The sequence below is a fragment of the Streptomyces sp. DT224 genome (assembly GCF_049844595.1).
Lineage (GTDB): Bacteria > Actinomycetota > Actinomycetes > Streptomycetales > Streptomycetaceae > Streptomyces.
On the sequence record NZ_JBNCLI010000009.1, the window covers coordinates 200,514 to 222,736 of the forward strand.

General features: G+C 73.9%; 21 protein-coding genes and 1 pseudogene. 13 read left to right on the top strand and 9 right to left on the bottom strand.

What is annotated here, in order from left to right:
- Window positions 1-61: 61 nt before the first annotated feature.
- Window positions 62-754 carry a metal-dependent transcriptional regulator gene (locus ACLQ2N_RS23520; RefSeq protein WP_164401747.1) on the top strand — a complete coding sequence of 231 codons (693 nt, stop codon included), beginning with the start codon at window positions 62-64 and terminating at the stop codon, window positions 752-754.
- 479 nt (window positions 755-1,233) lie between these two features.
- Window positions 1,234-2,127 carry an alpha/beta fold hydrolase gene (locus tag ACLQ2N_RS23525; protein ID WP_425816277.1) on the top strand — a complete coding sequence of 298 codons (894 nt, stop codon included), beginning with the start codon at window positions 1,234-1,236 and terminating at the stop codon, window positions 2,125-2,127.
- A gap of 12 nt (window positions 2,128-2,139) precedes the next feature.
- On the opposite strand, the gene ACLQ2N_RS23530 is transcribed toward ACLQ2N_RS23525, so the two are convergent.
- Genes ACLQ2N_RS23530 through ACLQ2N_RS23540 form a run of 3 tightly spaced genes read right to left on the bottom strand, consistent with a single transcriptional unit; the run spans window position 2,140 to window position 5,320 of the window.
- Window positions 2,140-3,792 (bottom strand): transporter, encoded by a 1,653-nt coding sequence (locus ACLQ2N_RS23530; RefSeq protein WP_425816120.1) that lies wholly within the window; start codon window positions 3,790-3,792, stop codon window positions 2,140-2,142.
- Complete coding sequence (locus tag ACLQ2N_RS23535; protein ID WP_425816121.1) at window positions 3,789-4,610, bottom strand: ABC transporter ATP-binding protein; 822 nt, start codon at window positions 4,608-4,610, stop codon at window positions 3,789-3,791. Before ACLQ2N_RS23535 ends, ACLQ2N_RS23530 begins: the two co-directional genes overlap by 4 nt.
- Before the next feature lie 53 nt (window positions 4,611-4,663).
- Window positions 4,664-5,320: a bifunctional DNA primase/polymerase gene (locus ACLQ2N_RS23540; RefSeq protein ID WP_425816278.1), complete on the bottom strand. Its 657-nt coding sequence runs from the start codon at window positions 5,318-5,320 to the stop codon at window positions 4,664-4,666.
- A 314-nt stretch (window positions 5,321-5,634) separates the two neighbouring features.
- Here ACLQ2N_RS23540 and ACLQ2N_RS23545 point away from each other — a divergent pair, with 314 nt between their 5' ends.
- Both ACLQ2N_RS23545 and ACLQ2N_RS23550 read left to right on the top strand, forming a co-directional pair.
- On the top strand, window positions 5,635-7,017 hold the full coding sequence (locus ACLQ2N_RS23545; RefSeq protein WP_425816122.1) for a transcriptional regulator: 1,383 nt from the start codon (window positions 5,635-5,637) through the stop codon (window positions 7,015-7,017).
- 220 nt (window positions 7,018-7,237) lie between these two features.
- Window positions 7,238-8,665: a hypothetical protein gene (locus ACLQ2N_RS23550; RefSeq protein WP_425816279.1), complete on the top strand. Its 1,428-nt coding sequence runs from the start codon at window positions 7,238-7,240 to the stop codon at window positions 8,663-8,665.
- A gap of 42 nt (window positions 8,666-8,707) precedes the next feature.
- On the opposite strand, the gene ACLQ2N_RS23555 is transcribed toward ACLQ2N_RS23550, so the two are convergent.
- Window positions 8,708-9,988, bottom strand: coding sequence for an ABC transporter substrate-binding protein (locus tag ACLQ2N_RS23555; protein ID WP_425816123.1), 1,281 nt, complete (start codon window positions 9,986-9,988; stop codon window positions 8,708-8,710).
- Between the two features lie 174 nt (window positions 9,989-10,162).
- On the opposite strand from ACLQ2N_RS23555, the gene ACLQ2N_RS23560 reads away from it, so the two are divergent.
- A complete protein-coding gene (locus ACLQ2N_RS23560) occupies window positions 10,163-10,609 on the top strand; it encodes an SCO4402 family protein (RefSeq protein ID WP_425816280.1) in 447 nt (148 codons plus the stop codon).
- A gap of 28 nt (window positions 10,610-10,637) precedes the next feature.
- Complete coding sequence (purU, locus tag ACLQ2N_RS23565) at window positions 10,638-11,507, top strand: formyltetrahydrofolate deformylase (protein WP_425816124.1); 870 nt, start codon at window positions 10,638-10,640, stop codon at window positions 11,505-11,507.
- A 9-nt stretch (window positions 11,508-11,516) separates the two neighbouring features.
- Here purU and ACLQ2N_RS23570 read toward each other — a convergent pair whose 3' ends face one another.
- On the bottom strand, window positions 11,517-12,776 hold the full coding sequence (locus tag ACLQ2N_RS23570; RefSeq protein ID WP_425816125.1) for a maleylpyruvate isomerase N-terminal domain-containing protein: 1,260 nt from the start codon (window positions 12,774-12,776) through the stop codon (window positions 11,517-11,519).
- Window positions 12,773-13,351: an RNA polymerase sigma factor gene (locus ACLQ2N_RS23575; protein WP_425816126.1), complete on the bottom strand. Its 579-nt coding sequence runs from the start codon at window positions 13,349-13,351 to the stop codon at window positions 12,773-12,775. Before ACLQ2N_RS23575 ends, ACLQ2N_RS23570 begins: the two co-directional genes overlap by 4 nt.
- A 315-nt stretch (window positions 13,352-13,666) precedes the next feature.
- Between ACLQ2N_RS23575 and ACLQ2N_RS23580 the strand changes: the two genes are divergently transcribed.
- The 3 genes from ACLQ2N_RS23580 (at window position 13,667) to ACLQ2N_RS23590 (ending at window position 15,525) form a co-directional block, all read left to right on the top strand.
- Complete coding sequence (locus ACLQ2N_RS23580) at window positions 13,667-14,041, top strand: STAS domain-containing protein (RefSeq protein WP_425816127.1); 375 nt, start codon at window positions 13,667-13,669, stop codon at window positions 14,039-14,041.
- A 93-nt stretch (window positions 14,042-14,134) separates the two neighbouring features.
- Window positions 14,135-14,656 (top strand): EF-hand domain-containing protein, encoded by a 522-nt coding sequence (locus ACLQ2N_RS23585; RefSeq protein WP_425816128.1) that lies wholly within the window; start codon window positions 14,135-14,137, stop codon window positions 14,654-14,656.
- A 389-nt stretch (window positions 14,657-15,045) separates the two neighbouring features.
- Window positions 15,046-15,525, top strand: a complete 480-nt coding sequence (locus ACLQ2N_RS23590; RefSeq protein ID WP_425816129.1) for an ATP-binding protein — start codon at window positions 15,046-15,048, stop codon at window positions 15,523-15,525.
- 2 nt (window positions 15,526-15,527) lie between these two features.
- Here ACLQ2N_RS23590 and ACLQ2N_RS23595 read toward each other — a convergent pair whose 3' ends face one another.
- Window positions 15,528-16,520 carry a GlxA family transcriptional regulator gene (locus ACLQ2N_RS23595; protein ID WP_425816130.1) on the bottom strand — a complete coding sequence of 331 codons (993 nt, stop codon included), beginning with the start codon at window positions 16,518-16,520 and terminating at the stop codon, window positions 15,528-15,530.
- A gap of 103 nt (window positions 16,521-16,623) precedes the next feature.
- Between ACLQ2N_RS23595 and ACLQ2N_RS23600 the strand changes: the two genes are divergently transcribed.
- Window positions 16,624-17,919, top strand: a complete 1,296-nt coding sequence (locus ACLQ2N_RS23600) for an MFS transporter (RefSeq protein WP_425816131.1) — start codon at window positions 16,624-16,626, stop codon at window positions 17,917-17,919.
- Between the two features lie 18 nt (window positions 17,920-17,937).
- Here ACLQ2N_RS23600 and ACLQ2N_RS23605 read toward each other — a convergent pair whose 3' ends face one another.
- Window positions 17,938-18,270, bottom strand: coding sequence for a hypothetical protein (locus ACLQ2N_RS23605; protein WP_425816132.1), 333 nt, complete (start codon window positions 18,268-18,270; stop codon window positions 17,938-17,940).
- Window positions 18,271-18,418: 148 nt separating this feature from the next.
- Between ACLQ2N_RS23605 and ACLQ2N_RS23610 the strand changes: the two genes are divergently transcribed.
- The 3 genes and pseudogenes from ACLQ2N_RS23610 to ACLQ2N_RS23620 all read left to right on the top strand — a co-directional run.
- Entirely contained in the window at window positions 18,419-19,738 is a 1,320-nt protein-coding gene (locus ACLQ2N_RS23610; protein ID WP_425816133.1) for an MFS transporter, read from the top strand.
- 28 nt (window positions 19,739-19,766) lie between these two features.
- Window positions 19,767-20,744, top strand: a complete 978-nt coding sequence (locus tag ACLQ2N_RS23615; protein WP_425816134.1) for a hypothetical protein — start codon at window positions 19,767-19,769, stop codon at window positions 20,742-20,744.
- A 91-nt stretch (window positions 20,745-20,835) separates the two neighbouring features.
- A pseudogene (locus tag ACLQ2N_RS23620) lies at window positions 20,836-21,555 on the top strand (phosphatase PAP2 family protein); the annotation flags it as partial.
- Here ACLQ2N_RS23620 and ACLQ2N_RS23625 read toward each other — a convergent pair.
- Complete coding sequence (locus tag ACLQ2N_RS23625; RefSeq protein WP_425816281.1) at window positions 21,526-22,212, bottom strand: response regulator; 687 nt, start codon at window positions 22,210-22,212, stop codon at window positions 21,526-21,528. The pseudogene ACLQ2N_RS23620 and the gene ACLQ2N_RS23625 sit on opposite strands and share 30 nt — an antisense overlap.
- Window positions 22,213-22,223: the final 11 nt, after the last annotated feature.

Genomic DNA, 22,223 nt, shown 5'->3' on the forward strand with positions numbered 1-22,223 from the left:
CCGTGCGCGATGCGTCAGAATTGATGCCAGGGCCAGCGCACGATTGCATCGAGGGGCACGAATGTCCGGACTGATCGACACCACGGAGATGTATCTCCGCACCATCCTCGAACTCGAAGAGGAAGGCGTGGTCCCCATGCGCGCCCGGATCGCTGAACGGCTGGACCAGAGCGGTCCGACCGTCAGCCAGACCGTGGCGCGGATGGAGCGCGACGGCCTGGTCCAGGTCGCAGGCGACCGGCATCTGGAGCTGACCGAGGAGGGCCGCCGCCTCGCGACGCGCGTCATGCGCAAGCACCGGCTGGCCGAGTGCCTGCTGGTCGACGTGATCGGCCTGGAGTGGGAGCAGGTCCACGCCGAGGCGTGCCGGTGGGAGCACGTGATGAGCGAGGCGGTCGAACGCCGGGTGCTGGAGCTGCTGCGCCACCCGACGGAGTCCCCGTACGGGAACCCGATCCCGGGCCTGGAGGAGCTGGGCGAGAAGGCCGAGGCCGACCCGTTCCTCGACGAGGGCATGGTCAGCCTCTCCGACCTCGACCCGGGCAGCGACGGCAAGACGGTGGTGGTCCGCCGGATCGGGGAGCCGATCCAGACGGACGCCCAGCTGATGTACACGCTGCGGCGGGCGGGCGTGCAGCCCGGTTCCGTGGTCAGCGTGACGCAGTCGCCCGGCGGGGTGCTGGTGGGCAGCAGCGGCGAGGCGGCGGAGCTGGACTCCGAGGTCGCCTCGCACGTCTTCGTCGCCAAGCGGTAGGAGCCGTTCCGGTAAGACCGTTCGGGACCGTTCCGGGAGACCGGGCACCGGCAGCCGCCGGTGCCCGGTTTCTCTTTTTTCCGTACGGAACCGCAGCGCTCCGGCGCGGACCGTGCCACGCTGTGGCGGAAGGGTGGCTGAGTGTGTCGGCCGCCGCCCGTGCCGCCGGGGAGGGGAGCCGCGATGCGCCCGTCGTACGCAGACATGCGGAGGGCCCCGGCGCCGCAAGGCGCCGGGGCCCGTCCCTCCCTGTGCCCGACCTGGAGCCCCGAGCTCTCGAGGTCGGTCCCGCGAGCCCTCATCCCCGAGCGGCCCGCCTCCTGCAGAACATCTCCCCGCGGCTGCCGTCGTCAATCCTGGGAAGCAGTCACTCGAACGAGCGGTCTTGGCTGGCAGATCCCAGTTTTCGAATAGAGGTTCGATACTCTGGCCGACACGACCACCCGGTGACGCGGGGAGAGAAGGGGGTGCCAGAAGCTATGGCGCGGCGCATCGAAGTGACCGGATCGGACGGCGTACGCCTCGCGGCATGGGAGTTCGCCGACCCGCCCGGGGCGGGCGCGGACGGCGCCCCGGCCCCCGCCGTCTTACTGCTGCACGGCCTGATGGGCCGGGCCTCGCACTGGGCGTCCACCGCCCGCTGGCTCGCCGAGCGGCACCGCCCGGTCGGTCTCGACCAGCGCGGCCACGGCGACAGCGGGAAGCCGGCCGACGGCCCCTACACCCGCGACGCCTACGTGGCGGACGCCGAGGCGGTGATCGAACAGCTGGGGCTCGCCCCCGTCACCCTCGTCGGCCACTCCATGGGAGCCCTCACCGCCTGGCAGCTCGCCGCCAAGCGCCCCGACCTGGTCCGCGCGCTCGTCGTCTGCGACATGCGCGCCTCCGCGCTCGGCGCGGCCTCCCAGCGCGAGTGGGAGGACTGGTTCGGGAGCTGGCCGCTCCCCTTCGCCTCGCCCGACGCCGTGCGCCGGTGGTTCGGCGAGGAGGACCCGTGGGTGGAGCGCCCCAGCCCGTCCCGGGGCGCGTTCTACGCCGAGGTGATGGCCGAGCGGGACGGCGGCTGGTGGCCCGTCTTCTCGCGCCGCCAGATGCTGGAATCCCGCGCCACCTGGGTGTTCGACGCGCACTGGGAGGAGCTGGCCCAGGTCAGATGCCCGACGCTGGTGCTGCGCGGCCTGGACGGTGAGCTCGGCCGGGCGGAGGCGCAGGAGATGGTCCGGGTCCTGCCGCGCGGTCAGTACGCGGAGGTGGCCGACGCCGGCCACCTCGTGCACTTCGACCAGCCGGAGGGCTGGCGGGCCGCGGTCGAACCCTTCCTCGAACAGCTGTCCGAGGATGTGCGGGACGACCGCGAGCCCGTGTCCCCGTGAGCCCGCGGGGTCTCAGCCCTTGCTGACCGCCGTCAGGATCTCCGGCAGCCGCAGCGCCATGCGCGGGGCCGCCAGCCGCATTCCGCCCCAGGCGATCAGTGCCCCGTACACCGCCCCGGCCGGCAGCAGCAGCCACAGCCGGTCCGTCCGGTCGGTGGCGTGCAGGGTGATCGTCAGCGCGATCACCGGGGCGCTCAGCACAGCCGCCGAGACCATGCCGCCGAGGATGGAGATCGAGGCGAGACCGGCCTGCCCCGGCGCCACGTTCTTGAACGCCCCCTCCTGCGGCACCGAGTACGGGAAGCTCACCGACGCCACCGCGCCGGTCGCCAGCATCGCGCCCAGCAGCGCGAACGACAGGCCGATCACCCCCGGCAGCAGCTTCCAGTCGCCGAGCAGCGCCGCCGTCACCACCGCCACGAGCACCGTGTACGGAAGCGTGACCAGCAGCAGCGCCAGGGCCCGGGCGCGCAGTTCGGCGTACGCGTCCCGCGCCGAGGAGATCGTCTGGGCGACGATCCAGAACGCGGAGGTGTCCTGCCCGAACTGGTTGTACATCTGCATGCCGAGCATCCCGGAGGCGAAGCAGGCGAAGTACACCGTGCCCTGGCCCTGGAGGGCGTTGATCAGCGGGACGATAAGCCCGATCGCCAGCGCGGTCACCCAGGCCGCCTTCGTCTTCGGGTCCCGTGCCACGTACCGCAGGGACCGCTGCATCACCGTGCCGGTGCGGCCCTCGGGGAGCAGCGCCCACAGACCCGCGCCGACCCGGCCGGACTTCTCGCGGTCCGGCCCGGCGGCGGCGGTCGTGGAACCGTCCGGCGCGGTCATCAGCTTCGTCAGACTGCGCCGCCACAGCCACAGCAGCACCACCAGCGCGGCCGCCGCGCTCAGCAACTGGACGACGGCCCGCCCGTACGCCCCCTCGGCGGCGGAGCCTACGGACCCGACGGCCGAGGCGGGCGGCAGCCAGCGCACCACGTCCGCCGCCGGGTCGAGCGAGGAGAGCCCGCCGGCCCGGCCGAGGCGCTGCGCGCCGAAGTTGACGACCTGGATGCCCACCGCGATCAGCAGGCCGCTGAGGACCGCCAGGTCCCGCCCCTTGCGGGAGGTGAGCAGCCGGGTGTTGGCGGCGGCGACCGCGCGGGCCAGGGCCACACAGACCAGCAGGGTCAGCGGCACGGCGAGCACCGCGAAGACCACCGAGCCCGCCCCCTCGGCCAGCGCGGCCACCGATCCGGCCGCCAGGCACAGCGTGAACAGCGGGCCCAGCCCGATCAGCGAGGAGACCAGCAGCGCGACGATCAGCGGCCGGGGCCGCAGCGGCAGCATCACCAGCCGGGTCGGGTCCAGGGTCTCGTCGCCGGCCGAGAAGAACAGCGGCATCACCGCCCAGCCGAGGGCCAGGACGGCGGTGAGCAGCACCACCAGGGAGTCCGCGTGGGCGTGGCCGCGCAGCAGGATCAACCCGACCAGCTGCCCGGCGGCGATGAGCAGAGCGCCGGCGACCGAGGCGATGTAGGCGGCCCGGCGCCCGGAGGACTGGCGCAGCCCGTTGCGGAGCAGGGCCAGCTTGAGCCGGGCGAAGACGGGGATCAGCGCCCTCGCACCGGTCGTGGCCCCGGGCCGGGGGGTGGTGCCGGCGGGGGCGTCGAGCACGCTCATCGGTCGCCGCCCAGCCAGTCCAGGGTCGCGCCGGTGTCGCGGTCGCCCGCACCGACCAGCTCCAGGAAGGCGTTCTGGAGCGAGGGAGCCTCGCCGCGCACCTCGGCCAGGGGGCCCTGGGCGCGGATGGCGCCGGCCGCCATGACGGCCACCCAGTCGCACAGCGACTCGACCAGCTCCATCACATGGCTGGAGAAGACGACGGTCGCCCCGGACCGCGTGTAACGCTCCAGGACCTTGCGGATGGTCTGCGCCGAGACCGGGTCGACTCCCTCGAACGGCTCGTCCAGGAAGAGGACTTCGGGGTTGTGCAGCAGGGCGGCGGCGAGCCCTATCTTCTTGCGCATCCCGGTCGAGTAGTCGATGACCAGCTTGTGCTGGGAGCCCGCCAGGTCCAGCACGTCGAGCAGCTGGGTCGCCCGGCTGTCCACCTCCTGGCCGGGCAGTCCGCGCAACCGGCCGGTGTACGCGAGGAGTTCGCGGCCGGACAGCCGCTCGAAGAGACGCAGCCCCTCGGGCAGGACCCCGATCCGGGACTTCACCCCGACCGGGTCGCCCCATACGTCGCGCCCACCGATCTCGATCCGCCCCTGGTCGGGCCGGAGCAGCCCGGTGACCATGGAGAGCGTGGTGGTCTTCCCCGCCCCGTTGGGCCCCACCAGGCCGATAAACTTGCCCGCGGGCAGGTCCAGATCGATGCCGGCGACCGCGGTCTGCTCGCCGAACCGTTTCCACAGCCCCTGGACGCGCACCGCGGGCGGTGCCGCCCGCGGTGCCTCGGTTCCGTCCGTTCCCTCGCGTTCTGTCCGGTCCGGCATGTGCACGCCTTTCGAAGTCCCCGTACGTACGTGTGTCGTACCCGGGGACCACCCTACGAAAGGCTCTTGCGGCGCGTGTCGGCCGCCACCCGCCCGCAGGCGTACGCGAGCGGGCCGATCAGCTCCTCGACCTCGGGCAGCCAGCGGTTGGCGGTCGTGGGGGAGCGGGCCCACTGCACCGCGCCGGCCCCGCCGACCCGGGTCGGGGGCGCGACGACGTAACCGCCCTCGCCGACGCCGCGCAGGCCGATTGACGCGGCGTTCCACCCGGCCCGGCGGGCCAGGTCCTCCGCCTTCGCGGCGGCGCCGGGCAGCACGAAGAACTGCATGCGGCGGTCGGGGGTGCGGGTGACCGGGCCGAGCGGCAGGCTCATCCGCTCCATCCGGGCGAGCGCCAGGAAGCCCGCCGACTCCGGCACGTCGACGGCGTCGAACGCGCGCCCGGTGGGCAGCAGCACCGCGGCGCCCGGCCGCCGGGTCCACATCCGGCGGGCCGCCGCGCCGCTGCCGGTGGCCCCGTCCGCCCAGCCGTCCCCGGCGGGGTGGGCGCCGGGCGCGGCGCACGCCTCCTCGCCGCACGAGCACCGGCCACCGCCGGACCGCTCCAGCCAGGTGCCCGGGCACACGTCCCAGTGCCTCTCCTCCGTGTACCGCACGGCGGCGTCGAGCAGCTGCTCCAGGCGCTGCCGGGGGACCTGCGCGGCTTCCATGACTCCGATGGGCTCTTCCACGTCCAGCTCAACTACAGGCTTCACGAAGAGTTACGGCCGCCCGGTGCGTGGTTCCGCATGCGGGGCGCACGGGTGCACGGGCGGGGGCGCGTGGGAGAGGCACGGGCCCTGGGCGGGTAGCTGGTTACGGGGCGTCCGGCAGGGGCGGTCCGGCGCGGCATTTTAGTGACTGGCCGTGACGAATGCGGTAAGTCGCGCGGAAAGTGACCAACACGATGAATCAGCGCATTTCTCAGTCATATGTCGGGCAGTGATCCCGCCACCTATCACTGCGGCCTCAGGGGGACACACACATGGCAGCCAGGCCACTCGTCGCACGCCAGCCGAACGAACGGCTCCAGGCGCTCATCCAGGAAGCCGGATGCTCCAACGCGGGCCTCGCCCGCCGGGTCAACATGGTCGGCGCCGAACGCGGCCTCGACCTCCGCTACGACAAGACGTCCGTGGCCCGCTGGCTGCGCGGCCAGCAGCCACGCGGCCGGGCGCCGGGCACCATCGCCGAGGCGCTGGGCCGCAAGCTCGGCCGTACGGTCACGATCGACGAGATCGGGATGGCCAACGGCAAGAACCTCGCCTCGGGCGTCGGCCTCCAGTTCGCGCCGACGGTGACCGGGGCGATCGAGCAGGTCTGCGAGCTGTGGCGCAGCGACGTCGGCCGCCGCGACTTCCTCACCGGCTCGGCGGTCGCCTCGTCCGCGCTCGTGGAGCCCAGCCGGGACTGGCTGATCACCGGCGCGGACCCGCAGGTCGCCCGGGCCGCCGGGTCCCGGGTCGGGATGCCGGACGTGGAGGCGGTGCGGGCGACGACGGCCGCGCTGGTCGACCTCGACCACCGCTTCGGCAGCGGCCATGTGCGCCCGGTCCTCGTGCACTACCTCAACAGCGTGGTCTCCGGGCTGCTTTCGGGGGCGTACCGCGAATCGACCGGCCGTCAGCTGTTCGCGGCGGTCTCCCGGCTCACCGAACTCGCCGGCTACATGGCCATCGACACGGGCCAGCCGGGCCTGGCCCAGCGCTACTACATCCAGGCCCTGCGCCTCGCGCAGGCGGCGGGCGACCGCGCGTACGGCGGCTATGTGCTGGCCGCCTCGATGAGCCACCTCGCCGCCCAGCTCGGCAACCCGCGCGAGATCGCCCAACTGGCGCGTGCCGCGCAGGAGGGCGCGCGCGGCCGGGTCACCCCGCGTGCGGAGGCGATGTTCCACGCGGCGGAGGCGCGCGGCCACGCGCTGCTCGGCGACGCCCGCACCTGCCTGGAGACCGCGGGCCGGGCCGAGGCCGCCCTGGAGCGGGCCGACCCGGACAGCGGGGACGACCCGGACTGGATCGCCCACTTCGACCACGCCTACCTCGCGGACGAACTCGCGCACTGCCACCGGGACCTGGGGCAGGCGGAGGCCGCCGCGCGCCGGGCGAAGGAGTCCCTGGACGGCCACCCGGAGTCCCGGGCCCGGCGCCGGGGCATCGGCCTCGCGCTGCTGGCCACGGCCCAGGTGCAGTTGCGGGAGGTCGAGCAGGCGTGCCACACGGGGACCCGGGCGATGGAGCTGCTCGGCACGGTGCGCTCGACCCGCGGCGCGGAGTATCTGGAGGACCTCCAGCAACGGCTGCTGCCGTACGGGGACGAGCCCGCGGTACGGGAGTTCGGGGCGCGCCTCGAACTGCAGGCGGCGTGAGGCGGGGGCGTTCCCTCAGCTGCGTCTCAAGGGGGCGCGGCGTTACACCCCGTGTCACAGGTCGGCTGCGGACGGCGGGCACTTGGCGCATCGCGGCTGCCACCCGATAGCGTGAGTCGACGATTACCTAGTTGACACGCACGTAGGAGTCCCGGTGACACAGAGCGGACAGGGCGACGAGCAGCAGCCCCCTGCTGTACGACCCGCGCACGAGGGTGTCGTGCTGCCCTCGGACGGCGGCGAGCCCTGGACGCCGGGAAGATCGGCGGACCAGGCGCCTCCGGCCGGCGGCCGGCCGTGGGGGCAGACGTGGGGCCCGCAGGACGGCGGGCAGGACGCGTACGGGCAGCAGCCGCAGCAGCCGTACCAGGCGGACCCGCAGCAGCAGGGGCCGTACGGACAGCAGCCCGGCGGGTACGGGCAGGACGCGTACGGCCGGAACCAGAGCGGCCCGTACGGCCCGGACCAGGGCACCGCGCCCCTTCCGCCCGCACAGCAGCCGCCCGCCCGGCCCCAGCCGTACGCGCAGCCGCTGCCGCCCGAGGCCGGGCCCGGGGCGGCTCCGGGCGGGGACGCCGACGCCACGCAGTACATCGCGCCGGTCCCTGGCGGCCCCGCGCCCGGCGGGCTGCCGCCGGAGAACCCCGCGGAGTCCACGCAGATCCTGGGCCGCGCCGCGCGGGCCCCGCAGGGCGGCGGGGACGCCGAGGCGACCCAGTACATCCCGCCGGTGCCCGGCGGCGCCCCGTACGGCATCCGGCCCGGGGCGCCCGGCGAGCGGCAGCCGCCCGCCGAGTTCGACAACCTCTTCCGCAGCGACGAGCCCGAGGGCGCGACGCAGCAGATGCCCCGGTTCGACCCGGCCCAGCAGCAGCCCCCGTACCGGCAGGGTCCGCCGCAGCAGCCGTACCAGGCGGGCCCGCCGCCGCAGCAGGGCTTCCAGCAGCCGCCTCCGTACAGCGGCCCCCAGGACGGGCCGGGGCAGGGCGAGGGCGACGGCGGGCGGCGCAAGAAGTCCGGCGCGGTGCCGCTGATCGCGGCCGTCGTCGTCGGCTGCGCGGTGATCGGTCTCGGCGCCGGCGCGCTGATGAGCGGCGGCGACGACGACAAGGACGCCAAGCAGCCTGTGGCGTCCGCGAGTTCACCGGCCGCCGGTGAGCCGTCCGGCGAGAAGGAGCAGCCCGCCGCCGACCCGGCGAAGCCGCAGGCCGAGGCGTTGGACAAGCTCCTCGCGGACAGCAACAACAGCCGCGCCGCGGTGATCGGGGCGGTCGAGAAGACCAAGACCTGCACCGACCTGGACACGGCCGTCTCCGACCTCAAGGGCGCCGCGAAGGAACGCCGCGACCTGGTCACGCGGCTCCAGGCGCTGTCCGTGGACAAGCTGCCGGACCACGACCGGCTGACGTCCGCGCTCACCACGGCGTGGCAGGCGTCCGCGTCCGCCGACGACCACTACGCCGCCTGGGCGGCGCAGGCCAAGAGCAAGAAGGTCTGCAAGCACGGGCACGCGAAGACGACCTCGCACACCAAGCAGGCCACCGTGAAGAGCGGCGAGGCCAGCAGGGCGAAGCAGGAGGCGTCCGGGCTGTGGAACAAGATCGCGGAGAAGTACGGCCTGACCAAGCGCCAGGCGACCGCGCTCTGACCTCCCGGGCCCGCTGGACCGGCCCGGCGCGCCCGCGCCGGTTCAGCGGGTCGCGCTGGCCTCGGCCATGGTCTCCGTGACGTCCACGAAGTCCTTCCGCGCCGCGACGAGCCGCCCGTCGCGCACCACCTGGAACGTCACCTTGCTGTTGACGACGCGCGGGTACGACCGCGAGCCGATCATGTCCTCGTAGCGCCAGCGCAGCGCGGGTGTGAGGCCCCCGGTGTCGGCGCGGACGCCCCGGCCGAGGGCCCTGGTGAGCTTCGACGCGGTGATCCCGGACTCGTGCATCGACGCGATGACCGACGCCAGCGCGGTGTACGCGATCCACGTGGTCTGCACGCCGGTGTCGTCCGGGTCGATCCGGTTGTCGCCGAAGGCGTACTCGCGGATCACCTTCCGCATCGGGTCCCACCGGGCGTCTCCGGGGGGCGGGTACCAGCCGGTGACGTACGCCCCTTCGAACGGGCTGTTCCGGCCGCCGGTGCGGTCGATGAGCGGCTGCCCCACACTGCCGAGCACGGAGGCCACGCGCACGGCGGCGCCCTCCGGTTCCAGCCGCCGGAACGAGTCGAAGAAGGTCTCCGTGCGGTCGCCCAGCACGGACGTCACACACCCGCCCGCCGCGCCCGCCCCGGAGAGCGCGCGTTTCGCCTCCGCGTCGTACGAGGTGGCGCCCTCGGCGGCCGGTATGTCGAGCGGCAGGGGCCGACCGGCGCCCTTGAGGCCGGTGCGCAGCAGCCACGCCTGGCTGTCGCCGGCCAGGGTGTCCGGGCGGACCAGCGAGACCCGGTCGCAGTCGCGCGACAGCTGCTGGGCGGTGCCGGCGAGCAGCGCGGACTGGCCCCCGGTCACCGGGTAGGACGCATAGCTGCGGAACTCCTCCTCGGAGGCGCCGTAACCGCCGATGTACGGGATGCCGGCGACCTCCAGCGGGGCCATGTAGGCCCGCCCGTGCCGGCTGTACGAGCCGACGACCGCGACCGCCTTCTCCTCGACGGCCTTGCGGGCGCAGTCCCCCGCTCCGGTCCAGGCGTCCTGTTCGTCGCAGGTGACGACGCGCAGCTCGTGCCCGTCGATCCCGCCCCGCGCGTTGATCCAGCGCCCGTACGCCTGCGCCATGGCGGTCATCCCCGCCATGTTCTCGGCGTCCGGTCCCGAGACGCCGCTCGGCGCCCAGGTCACGACGGTGACGGGCTCCCTGGAGTCCCCCGAACCCCCAGGGAGCGCGCCGCAGCCGGACAGCAACAGGGCCCCTGCCGTCACCGCACCGGTGAGCAGTCGCAAGGAGCGGGAGGGATGGGGGCGTCGCCGTCCGGTCATGGACCGAGACCTTTCCCCGCCCCGGGTAACGCCGTGGTGTGGAGGCGTCAACGGCCGGTGACGTCACCGTGAACGCCAGGGGCCGGTCATCGGCGCCGAAAAGGGAACGTACGATCGACAACCGTGCAGCAAGGTTCCGAGAACTCTTCCCGTCGCGGCCGTCGCTCCTCCACCATGGGCGGCATGCCGCTCAACGACCTTCCGTGGTGGCGCTGGCGCAGCAACGTGCGCTCGGCGCTGCACATGCTCTCCGACCCCGTCTTCCACCGCGACTGCTGGCTGGCCGGCCGGGAGGGGTACGGCGACGTCACCGACGCCGTCTACCGCCTGGTCGAGGACACCTGGCTCGACAACTGGTCCGCCGAGAAGTACGTCGGCACGATCTTCCGGGACGCCACCGAGGCCGCCCTCGTGGACGCCGCCGTACTCCGGGTCCTGCGCATCCTGCACCAGGTCGGAGCGGACGCCCACGTCTCCGTCTACCTGGAGCACCCGGGCTGGCCGGAGGCCGTCACGGCCGCCCGCGAGGCGCATGTGCTGCTCTCCGCCAACGACGGCGAGGACCCCGACGCCCCGCCGCGCTCCCTGGACGTCCTCCGCATTCTGACCAGGTCCGCCTGAAGCCGCGCCGTTGTGGCACGCTACGGGGATGACCGAGCCGCAGCCCGCACCCGATCAGTACGTCCTCACGCTGTCCTGCCCCGACAAACAGGGCATCGTGCACGCCGTGTCGAGCTACCTCTTCATGACCGGCTGCAACATCGAGGACAGCCAGCAGTTCGGGGACCACGACACCGGCCTGTTCTTCATGCGCGTCCACTTCTCGGCGGGCACCCCGGTCACCGTCGACAAGCTGCGGGCCAGTTTCGCCGCGATCGGTGACTCCTTCGCCATGGAGTGGCAGATCCACCGCGCCTCGGAGCGGATGCGGATCGTGCTCATGGTCAGCAAGTTCGGCCACTGCCTCAACGACCTGCTCTTCCGGTCCCGGACCGGCGCCCTGCCGGTCGAGATCGCCGCCGTCGTCTCCAACCACCCGGACTTCGCCGAGCTCGTCGCCTCGTACGACGTGCCCTTCCGGCACATCCCGGTGACCCGCGACAACAAGCCGCAGGCCGAGGCGGAGCTGCTGGACCTGGTCCGCGAGGAGGACGTGGAGCTGGTCGTCCTGGCCCGCTACATGCAGGTCCTCTCGGACGACCTGTGCAAGCGGCTCAGCGGCCGGATCATCAACATCCACCACTCCTTCCTGCCGAGCTTCAAGGGCGCCAAGCCCTACCACCAGGCGCACGCGCGCGGCGTGAAGCTCATCGGGGCCACCGCCCACTACGTCACCGCCGACCTGGACGAGGGCCCGATCATCGAGCAGGAGGTCGAGCGCGTCGGCCACGGCGTCACCCCCGACCAGCTCGTCGCCATCGGCCGGGACGTGGAGTGCCAGGCCTTGGCCCGCGCGGTGAAGTGGCACGCGGAACACCGCATCCTGCTCAACGGCCGCCGCACGGTCGTCTTCGACTGAGCGGGGCTTCTACAGCCGGCTGAGCGAGGCGGCGGCGGACAGTACGTCGCCGATCGCCTCGCGGTCCCCGCGCTGCCCGGCCGCCGCCTCCACGGGCGGCACGTGCCCCGCCACCAGCCGGCAGAACTCCACCCCGTCCAGCGCGACCTGCGCCACCGTGTGCTCGGCGGACCCGAGGGCGGCGGGGGAGTCCAGCGCGACGTACCAGTCGCCGCCGCCCGAGCCCTCGATCTCCAGGTGCAGCGAGCGCCCCGGGGCCCCGGCCGGCACCAGGCCCCTGGCCGGGCCGGCCAGCCCCGCCCGGCGCCGTGCGGCCAGCGCCCCCGGCAGCATCCGGACCGCGAGGTCGATCATCCGGTGCAGATGTCCGGCGGACGGCGGCTCGTACGGGTAGTCCACCGCCTTCGCGATGTCCCACGCGTGCACCCAGCACTCGAAGGCCCGGTCGAGCATCGCGTCCTGCAACGGCAGCGTGAAGTCCCCGTACGGCACGGACAGCTCCGAGGCCCCGGGCCGCGCGAACGACACGGTCCTGATCAGCGTGTGGCTCTGCTCGCGCCACGGCTCACGGACCGCGCGGGTGGGCGGGCGCCGGTCGGACGACCAGTACGCCTCGGTGCGCGCGGTCGGGGTGAGCGGGGCGCCGGGAAGCGGGTCGTCGAGCCCGAGGGAGGCGCCCACCAGGCCGTCCACGCTCATCAGGTGCCCGATCACCCCGGCGACGGTGGTGCGGCGGCCCGCCTGCCGCTCGTCCTCGAACCACTGCAGCCGCACCGGGGCGTGCCACTCGGCGGCGTCGATGTCCCGCAGCAGCGCGTCGAGCCGCGCCGTCTCGGCGTCGTACGGGGCGGCCCAGCCGGGCACCGGGATCTTCGCGGGCCGCCGGCTCAGGCAGCCCTCCAGCACCCGGGCCCGCAGCAGCGGATCGAGATCCAGGCTCCGGTCGGTGTGCAGCAGCCCGACCGCGTCCCGCAACCGCTGCGCCTCGCCGGCACAGGGCGCGCACGCGGTGAGGTGCGCCTCGACGGCCGCGGTCTCCTCGGCGGAGCACGCGGCCAGCGCCCAGGCGCCCAGGAGGGCCTGAAGCACGCGGTGGGGGAGGACCGGGGCGGGCACCGGCGGCGCCGCGGGCACCGGAGGCACCGGCGGCGCCGCGCGGCCCAGGTCGCCGAAGTCGTCCGCAGCGGCCCTGGGACCCGGTATGCGCCGGGCGCCGCGCACCTCGTCGCGGCCCTCCTCGTCCCGGTCGCCGCCCGCGCCGCCGCTCACAGCGCCCTCCCGTATCCGGGCGGCGGGGCGCCCTCCGCCGGCCGGGTCCGCGCGGTGGCCAGCAGCTGGAGCCCGAGGCGCAGCCGCCGCCGCGCCTCGTCCTCGGTGACGCCGAGGTCCGCCGCGGTCTGCCGGTAGTCGCGGCGCTGGACGTACGCCAGCTCCAGGGCGGCCCGCAGCGGTGCGGGCATGGAGGAGACGATGTAGTCGGCCCGGGCCGCCGCGGTGGCCCGGCGCACCCGCTCGTCCAGGGCGTCCGGACCGCCGGGATCCCCGTGGTCCTCGCCGTCCGCCGCGTCGCGCAGCCGCCGCACGGACTCGCGGTGCGTGAGGAAGGCCAGCCAGGCCCGCATGGAGCCCTGCTTCGGGTCGTACATGTCCGGGTTCTCCCAGACGTAGCCGAAGACCTCGCGCGTGACCGCGTCGGCGGCGTCCTCGTCGTCCAGCATCCGGTTGGCCTGGCTGTGGACGAGGGCGGCGAACCGGTCGTACATCTCGCCGAGGGCGGCGGCCTCGCCGCGCGACAGCCGCTGCTGCATCCTGCGGTCCCAGCGGGGTGGTGCGTTTTCGGCCATCTGCCCCCCAGCCCTCCGCCGTCGGACCTGTGCGTCCCTGTCCCACTCGTCCTGTCCGAATGTAGTCGGCCGTCCCGGGGGAGCACGCCCCTTTACAACAAGTACGTCCCCGGGGGTGTCCTGCCCATCATGACCGCGTCAGCGACGTCCGGTGCGGCCTGATCCGGCCCTGATCGGCAAGACACCCACAGAACACGCCGTCTTTGCGAGACGCGTGTTTCGCGAGGGACGTGCGGGGGCAGCCGCCAGGGGAGGAACCAAAACTTCCGGATCGCCGGGCTGCCCCGGAATCCCCGGAACGAGAGGCCCAGTCGCGTGACCCTGAAAGTCTCGGAGACCGAGCGGGGCGGATGGACCGTGCTGCACATAGGCGGCGAACTGGACCTGCTCACTTCGGCCACCGTCCGCCAGTCCGTCCACGAGGTGGTGGCCGTGGGCCGCCACGACGTGGTGCTGGACCTGTCCGGTGTCCAGTTCTGCGATTCCAGCGGCGTCGGGGTGCTCATCGCCCTGCGCCGCCTGATGCGGTCCTGCGGCGGCCGCCTGCGCCTGATCCTGCCCGCCCGGGGCGCGGTGGAGGGCTCCCACGTCAACCGCGTGCTCGCCGCCCTCGGCGTGCGCCGCTTGTTCGAGGTGTACCCGGACTGGGACGCGGCCGTGGACGAGGAGGCCGAGCCGCTGACGGCCTGAACGCGTCGCCGCCGCACCGGCTCGCGCGGAGCTGTCACACGGTTGAGCCGGGTACGTGACACGTGACGCCTGCGGGCGTCGTACGCTCCCCGCATGGACAGCGCAGAGTATGAGCGCAAGATCGCCTTCCGCTTCGCCGCCTTCGACCAGGACGGCAACGGATACATCGATCGCGCGGATTTCAACGCCGCCGCGGCCCGTCTGCTCACCGAGTTCGGTACGACGGCCCGCTGCGACAAGGGCCAGGCGCTCTACAACGGCGCCGAGGCGTTCTGGCAGGGCATGGCGGGCATCGCCGATGTGGACGGGGACCAGCGCGTCACCCGTGAGGAGTTCGTGGGCGGCGCGGTGAAGCGGCTGCGCGACAACCCGGAGCGGTTCGCGGAGATCGCCCGCCCGTTCCTGCGCGCGGCGCTCGCGGTGGCGGCGGGGCCGACCGGCGACGGCAGAGCGCCGGTACCGGCCGTGGAGCGGGCCCTGAAGGTCCTCGGCGCGAGCCCGGAAGCGGCGGCGTTCGCCGCGCAGAGCCTGGACACGGACCGGGACGGCGGCGTCGTCGAGGAGGACGCGGTGGCCGCGCTGGCGGTGTACGTCACGGTGATCGAACCCGACTAGCGCCTGTCCGGTGGCCCAGGGGCGCTCCGCCCCTGGGCGTGACGCAGCGCGACCTTCTGCCACCCGGGCCGGCTTGTGTCCTTTGCGTGATTCGTCACGGCGTGGAGTCGGCGCCCGGCTCGGGTACCCTCCGTGGGATGCGAGTGGTTCTGGAACCTGTCGGTCCGGACGCGGCCTGTGCGGCGCGTCGGGTCTGCACGAGGTGCTGTTCGACTCCCCGCAATGTGCGTCGCACAGTATGCACCACGGGTACTCCTTCGCGCTGGAATATGCCCGAAGCGCTTGTTGCGGTGACTGTACGTCAACCATGCTGTCGTGCAAGGGAATCACGTTCCGTGACCCTGTGGAGGCGCGAGGCGATGTGTCCGCCGGTTCGGATGGTGTGAGCGGTGCAGGTGCTTCAGGTTCAGTTGGAGGTCGGGCCCGACCCCGCGGAGGTCGGACGGGCCCGCAGATGGGCGCGCTCACGGCTCGCCGGTTCCGGCGTGAGAGACGACGAGCCGCTGGCCGAGACCCTCATCCTGCTCATCTCGGAGCTGGTCACCAACGCGGTCGTGCACACCGGCTGTCCGGCCGTGCTGCGCATGCTCTTCGGCCCGGCGGGCACCCCGGGCGGCGCCGGGACCGTGCGCGTCGAGGTGGCCGACGCCAGCTGTCGCCCCCCGCAGCAGCGCCACGCGCGGGGTGAGGACACCGGCGGCCGGGGCCTGGAGCTGGTCGACGGCCTCGCCGACCGCTGGGGCTGGCAGCCGGAGGGCGCGGGCAAGCGGATCTGGTGCGAGGTGGACCGCAGCGTCCCGCTGATCCAGGTCCAGCTCCAGCCCGGCGCGCACGGTGCCGTCCCGGGCGCCGAGCCCGCGGTCTCCTAGCCTCAGGCGCTCCTCCCCGCCGTCGAGCGGAACGTGCGGCGGTACGCCGTCGGCGAGACGCCCAGCGCCGCCTGGAGGTGCTGCCGCAGTGACGTGGAGGTGCCGAAGCCGGCGTCCCGGGCGACCTGGTCGATGGACAGGTCCGTGGACTCCAGGAGCCGGCGCGCCAGCTCCACGCGCTGCCGGGTGAGCCACTGCACGGGGCTGACACCGACCTCCTCGCGGAACCGCCGGGTGAACGTCCGTACGCTCATCGACTCCTGCCGGGCCATGTCCCGCAGCAGGATCGGCCGCTCCAGCCGGGCCAGCGCCCAGGCCCGCGCGGTCGTCGTCGTGGCGAACCGGTTGTCCGGCACGGGCCGCTGGATGTACTGCGCCTGACCGCCGTCCCGGTGCGGCGGCACGACCGTGCGCCGGGCGACGTCGTTGGCGACCGCGGTCCCGTGGTCGCGCCGCACCATGTGCAGGCAGAGGTCGATCCCGGCGGCGACCCCGGCGGAGGTCAGCACGTCCCCGTCGTCGATGAACAGGACGTCCGGGTCGACCCGGACGCCGGGGAAGAGCCGCTGGAAGTGGTCGGCGGAGGCCCAGTGCGTGGTGGCGGGGCGCCCGTCGAGATACCCGGCCGCGGCCAGGACGTAGCTTCCGGTGCAGATGGACACCATCCGGGTGCCCGGCCGGATGTGCGCGAACGCGGCGGCCAGCTCGTCGGTCAGCCGGCCCTCGGTGTAGACGGGGCCCAGCTCGTAACTGGCCGGGATGACGACCGTGTCCGCCGTGGCGAGGGCCTCGGGGCCGTGCTCCACGATGATCGTGAAGTCCGCGTCGGTGCGGACGGGGCCGGGCGGCCGGGCCGAGCAGGTCACGACGTCGTACAGTTTCCGGCCCCGGTTCAGCGGCTCGGAACCGAGCGAGCGCCCGAAGATCCTCTGGGGGATGCCCAGTTCGAAGGGGAGCAGCCCGTCGAGGGCGAGGACGACGACCCGGTGCGGCACAGCGGACTCCCTTCGGCCGGCCGGGGCCGGCGAAAAGCCCCTAGCTGGTATAGACCATAAGCTGATACTTGTCTCCGGTGTGAAGGAAAAGTCAGCAGACTCCGTGCGCATTCCCGCCGCGGACCCCCAGGCCGCCCCCGGCGGTCCGTCCCCCCTCCCGCCCCTCCCGCCCCTCCCGCCCCTGCCGTCCCTGTGCGAGGAGCCCGGCAGGCAGCTCTGGAACCGTCACTTCAGGCTGTTCTTCGTCGCCCGCACCGCGGCCGTCTTCGGTGACGGCATGATCCCCGTCGCCCTCACCGCGGGGCTGCTCGGCGCCGGCCGCCCCGCCTCCTCGGTCGGCTACGCGCTGGCCTGCTGGATGGGCCCGCTCGCCGTGTTCGTCCTCTTCGGCGGCGTCCTCGCGGACCGGTTCACGCCGCGCCGCATGATGATCATCGCCGACGCGCTGCGCCTGGCCGGTGCCTCCGTGCTCGCGGTGTCCTTCGCGACCGGCAACCCGCCGCTGTGGGCGGTGTACGCGCTCAGCTCGGTGGCCGGCGTCGGCGCGGCCCTGTTCCAGCCGGGCGTCGCCTCCACCGTGCCGCGCGTCGCCCCGGACGTGCAGCGGGCCAACGCCGTGCTGCGTGTCTCCGAGGCGCTGATGACCATGGCGGGCCCCGCCTTCGCGGGCGTCCTCGTCGGCCTGGCGAGCGCCGGCGCGGTCTACGCCGCCAACGCCTCCACCTTCCTGGTCTCCGGGGCGTGCCTCTTCCTGCTCCGGCTGGCCCCGGCCCCCTCGGACGAGGCGCCGCGCGGCTCGTTCCTCGCCGAACTGGTGGACGGCTGGCGTGAGTTCACGGCCCGCAGCTGGCTCTGGGGAGTGATCGCCGTCTGGACGGTGTACGGCTTCGCCGTGCTCGGCCCGATGCTCCCGCTCACCGCCGTCCGCGTCACCGAGGCGCACGGCTCGGGGACGTACGGCGCGCTGATGGCGGTGAACGGCGCGGGCAGTGTCGTCGGCGGCCTGCTCGCCCTGCGCCTGCGCCCCCGCCGCCCGCTCGCGGCGGGCGCCGTCGCACTGACCGGCGTCTGCGTGAACCTCGTCGTGCTGGGTCTCGGCCTCTCCGTGGCGGCCCTGGGCGCGGGGCAGTTCGTGGCGGGCGCGGCCTCCGCGTTCTGGCTGGTGATGTGGTCGACCACGGTCCAGACCCACGTACCGCCCGAGTCCCTGAACCGGCTGCACGCGTACGACGTCGCCGGCTCGCTCCTGATGGTGGCGGCGGGCCGCGCCCTGGCCGGCCCGCTTGCCGGTCGACTGGGCGCCCCGGAGGTGCTGTTCGCCGGGGCGGTGGTCAACATCCTGGCGGTGGCCGTGCTGCTGGCGGCCCGCCCGGTCCGCCGCCTGGAACGGATCGGCTGAACCGGCGGTGAGCGGGGGCTACTTGTTGCGCGCCCGTTCCTCGGACTGCTGCATCTCGATGACGCGGAGGACGTGTGCGCTGGTCTGCCGGCGCACGCTTCCGGCGACGAGCAGCCCCGTACCGGCCACCGAGAGCGGCGCAGAAATCCCGAGCAGGGTCAGCTGCTCGGGCATGGTGGTGTCCATCTCGCAGATCGACGAGGCGCGGAAGCAGTACAGCGTGTCCTCCGTGTCCCAGATCAGGAAGCCGACCCGGACCCACAGCGCGCAGGCGACGAGCAGCAGCAGGGCGCCCCACCCCTGCATCAGCGACGACCCGTGGTTGAAGCGCTGGCGTTCGGCCCACTGCATGAAGTTCCCCCGGGGACTTGGACGGAGCGGCGTGCGCCAGATCGTACGCGTGTGCGCAGGGTGCGTGCCGGGGTGGTGGCCCGATCCTTGCGAACCGTGTCCCCCGGGCCACTCGTGAGGGGCGGGCCCGCGACCGGATGCTGGGCGGGTGAATCCGACAACCGAGAGCGCCGCTCCCGTCGTCCCCGTGCCGAACGCCCCCGGGAGGCCCGGGCGGTGGCGTATCCACCGCGCCTGGATCGTCGCCGCCGTCACCTTCGTGACGATCATCGGCGGGGCCGCCTTCAACTCCCTGCCCGGTCTCCTCTTCGACCCCCTCCAGGACGACTTCGGCTGGTCGCGCGGGCAGATCGGGCTCGCCGTCTCGATCGACATGGCGCTGTACGGGCTGACCGCGCCGTTCGCCGCCGCGCTGATGGACCGGTTCGGCATCCGCCGGGTGGTGGCCGTGGCGCTGAGCATGGTCGCGGCCGGGGCGCTGGCGAGCGTGTGGATGACGGCCGCCTGGCAGCTGATGCTCTACTGGGGCCTCCTCGTGGGGCTCGGCACGGGCTCGATGGCGCTGGCGTTCTCCGCGACGGTCACCAACCGCTGGTTCGTGGCCCGGCGCGGCCTGGTGACCGGTGTCCTCACCGCCGCAGGCGCCTCCGGTCAGTTGGTCTTCCTGCCGCTCTGCGCGTGGATCGTGGACCGGCACGGCTGGCGCCCCGCGTCGGTCACCGTCGCGCTGGCCGCCCTGGTCGTCGTCCCGTTCGTGTGGCTCCTGATGCGCGACCACCCGGCCGACGTGGGGCTCGCCCCGTACGGCGGGGAGTACGCCGAGAAGCCGGCGCCCGCGCGGGGGGCGGCGGGCCGGGCGGTCAGGGTGCTGTTCGACGCGGCGCGCACGGGCCCGTTCTGGCTGCTGGCCGGGTCCTTCGCGATCTGCGGCGCCTCCACCAACGGCCTGATCCGGACGCACTTCGTGCCCTCGGCGCACGACCACCACATGCCGATCACCGCCGCCGCCTCGCTCCTCGCGGTCATCGGGATCTTCGACATCATCGGCACGGTCTTCTCCGGCTGGCTCACCGACCGCTTCGACGCGCGCCGGCTGCTGGCGGTGTACTACGCGCTGCGCGGCGTCTCGCTGCTGTTCCTGCCGCTCCTGATGCAGGCCACCGTGGAGCCGCCGATGGTCTTCTTCATCGTCTTCTACGGCCTGGACTGGGTCGCCACGGTCCCGCCGACCCTGGCCCTGTGCCGGGAGCAGTACGGGGAGGACAGCGCGATCGTCTTCGGCTGGGTCCTCGCCTCGCACCAGGTGGGCGCCGCGCTGGTGGCCTTCCTCGGCGGGGTGGCGCGCGACCACTTCGGCACGTACGACGTCGTCTGGTACGCGGCGGGGGCGCTGTGCGCGGTGGCGGCGCTGATGGTCCTGGTGATCCGGCGCGTGCGGGGCCCCGAGGGGGCGGCGCTGGTGGCGTAGGGCCAGAATGCGCGGGGGAGGGGGTTCTATGCCGGGGAACACCGCGTGGGACACGAGTAAGCCGTGGGGGACATGGCGGCCGGACCACGCGCCGGACGGGTCGCCGTCCGTGTGGACGGGGCGGTCCATCGTGGCGGGGGCGGCGGCGCTGTACGTGGGCTCGATGCTCGCCTTCGAGGTGTACGCCTTCGCGGAACTCACCGTTGAGGCGTACAGGCCGCCGGACGGGCCCGGAGGCGGCCTGCTCATGCTGCCGTTCTCCCTGTGCTTCGGGGTCCCGGCCGCCCTGTGGGGGAGCCTGGCGATCGTGCTGCCCCTGGTGTGGGCGGCTCGCCGGGCCGGTGCCCGGCTGACCGGAAGGGACGCCTGGTGGTGGGTGCCGACGGTGGCCGCGGTCCCGGCGGTCCTGATCACGGCCGTCGTCGCGGTCGCTCTGCACCCCCGGCCCGGACCTCTGGTCCTGACCTGCCTGTCCGGCGAAGTGCTGCTCGCCGGGCCCGCCCTTCTGGCGCGGTACGCCGTCCTGCACGGGCGCCGGCTGCTGCTGCCCGTGCTCGGCGGCGGGGCGCTGGCGGCGGCGGTCGTGTTCGGTATCGGCGCCACGGCGTTCGGGACAGGGCTGCTCACCGAGTATCGACCTCCGAAGGCCGACGCGGCCGGGCTGGCGGGCGCCTGGGACGACGGCCACGGGGGCACGCTGCGGCTGGACGCCGACGGCACGGCCCGCGCCGAGGGCCTGACCGACCATGAATCCGCATACGAGGACCACGCGGACGCCCGCCGCGCGCAGTACCGCTGCACGGGCACGGGCACCTGGGGTTACGAACCCGGCGCATCCACTACCTGGAACCAGCGTGTGAAGGTGAGCATCGAGCGCTGCGGCTTCGACGACTTCGACGAGTACGGCGACTCCGGCTGGCGGATCAGCGGTACGCCGGAGCGCCCGGAACTGGTCCGCGAGTACGGCGACCTCGACACCCCGGGCTTCTACGTCCTCACCCGCTGAACCGATCGCATCCGGCCCCTACCTTCGTCAGGGGTCCCGCCTGCCGTTGGCCCCGGGCGTCCGCCCGGCCCCGCTCGTAGGTTCGGCTCCCATGAGACGTAACGGACGAGACACCGCACGCGGCACCCCGAGCGCACGGCCCTGGCTCGCCTGCGCCGTCCTGACGGCCGGAGGGGCCGCCGTCGTGGGCCTCGCGCCCGGCGGGCTGGGGACGGAACGGGCCGTGGAGGTGACGGACGGGGCCTCGGCGGACGCCTACCGGTCCGTGGCCGACGCGCTGGACGGCGCGCCCTCCTGGGCCGGGTCGTTGCTGGAGGCGGTCTGCGACGGGACGCTCGTGGCGCTCGGGCTGCTGCTGGCCTGGGTCTGCTGGAGCGCCGTGCGCAAGGGGGACCACCGCACCGTCGCCGGAGCGGTGCTCACCGGCGCGGGCACCGTTCTCGCGTACGCGGCCAGCGAGGCCCTGAAACTCGTCGTGGACGAGGAGCGCCCCTGCCGGGTCCTGCTCCGCGGCGCGGCGGGGATCGCCGAGTGCCCGGCGCCCGGCGACTGGTCCTTCCCCAGCAACCACGCCACCCTCGCCGCCGGCCTCGCGGTGGGCGTGGCGCTGCTCCGGCCGCCCCTGGCCGCCCTCGCACTCCCCGTGGCCGCCACGGCGGCGGCGTCACGGGTGCTGGTCGGCGCGCACTACCCGCACGACGTGCTGGCCGGGGCGGTCCTCGGCGGCGCGTTCGTCGCGGCCCTGCTGCTCGCCCTCCTGCCCCTGGCCGGAGCGGCGGTCTCAGCGCCGGCGGCGCGGTTCCGGAGGCGGGACGACGCCGGCCTCGTGGGCGACCACCGCCGCCGCGGCCCGGTTCTCCACGCCGAGCCGGGCCAGGATCGAGCTGACGTGCGCCTTGACCGTGCCCTCGACCAGGTGGAGCCGGCGGGCGATCCGGGCGTTGGACAGCCCGGCGCCCAGGAGGACCAGCACATCGCGTTCCCGGGGGGTGAGCGCGCCGACCCGTTCCCGGGCGGCGGTGCGGCGGCCGGACAGCGCGCCGGCACCGGTCGCCGCGAGGTGGGCGACGACCCGGGCCGCGACCTTCGGTGAGAGGTAGGCGGCGCCGTCCGCGACCGCGCGGACCCCGGCGATCAGCTCCTCCGGTTCGCCGGACTTGATCAGGAAGCCGGCGGCGCCGCCCCCGAGCGCCCGCAGGATGTAGTCGTCCTCGCCGAACGTCGTCAGCATCACGACGCCCGTCCCCGGCACGGCGCGCCGGATCCCGGCGGCCGCCTCGATGCCGTCCGTCCCGGGCATCCGGATGTCGAGCACGGCCACGTCCGGGCGGTGGAGCCGCACCTGCTCCACCGCCTCGCGCCCGTCGGGCGCCTCCGCGACGACCTCGATGCCCGGGTCGGTGGTGAGGACGGCCCGCACACCCGCCCGGATCATCGGTTCGTCGTCGGCGACCAGGACGCGGATCATGGGTGGTCCCT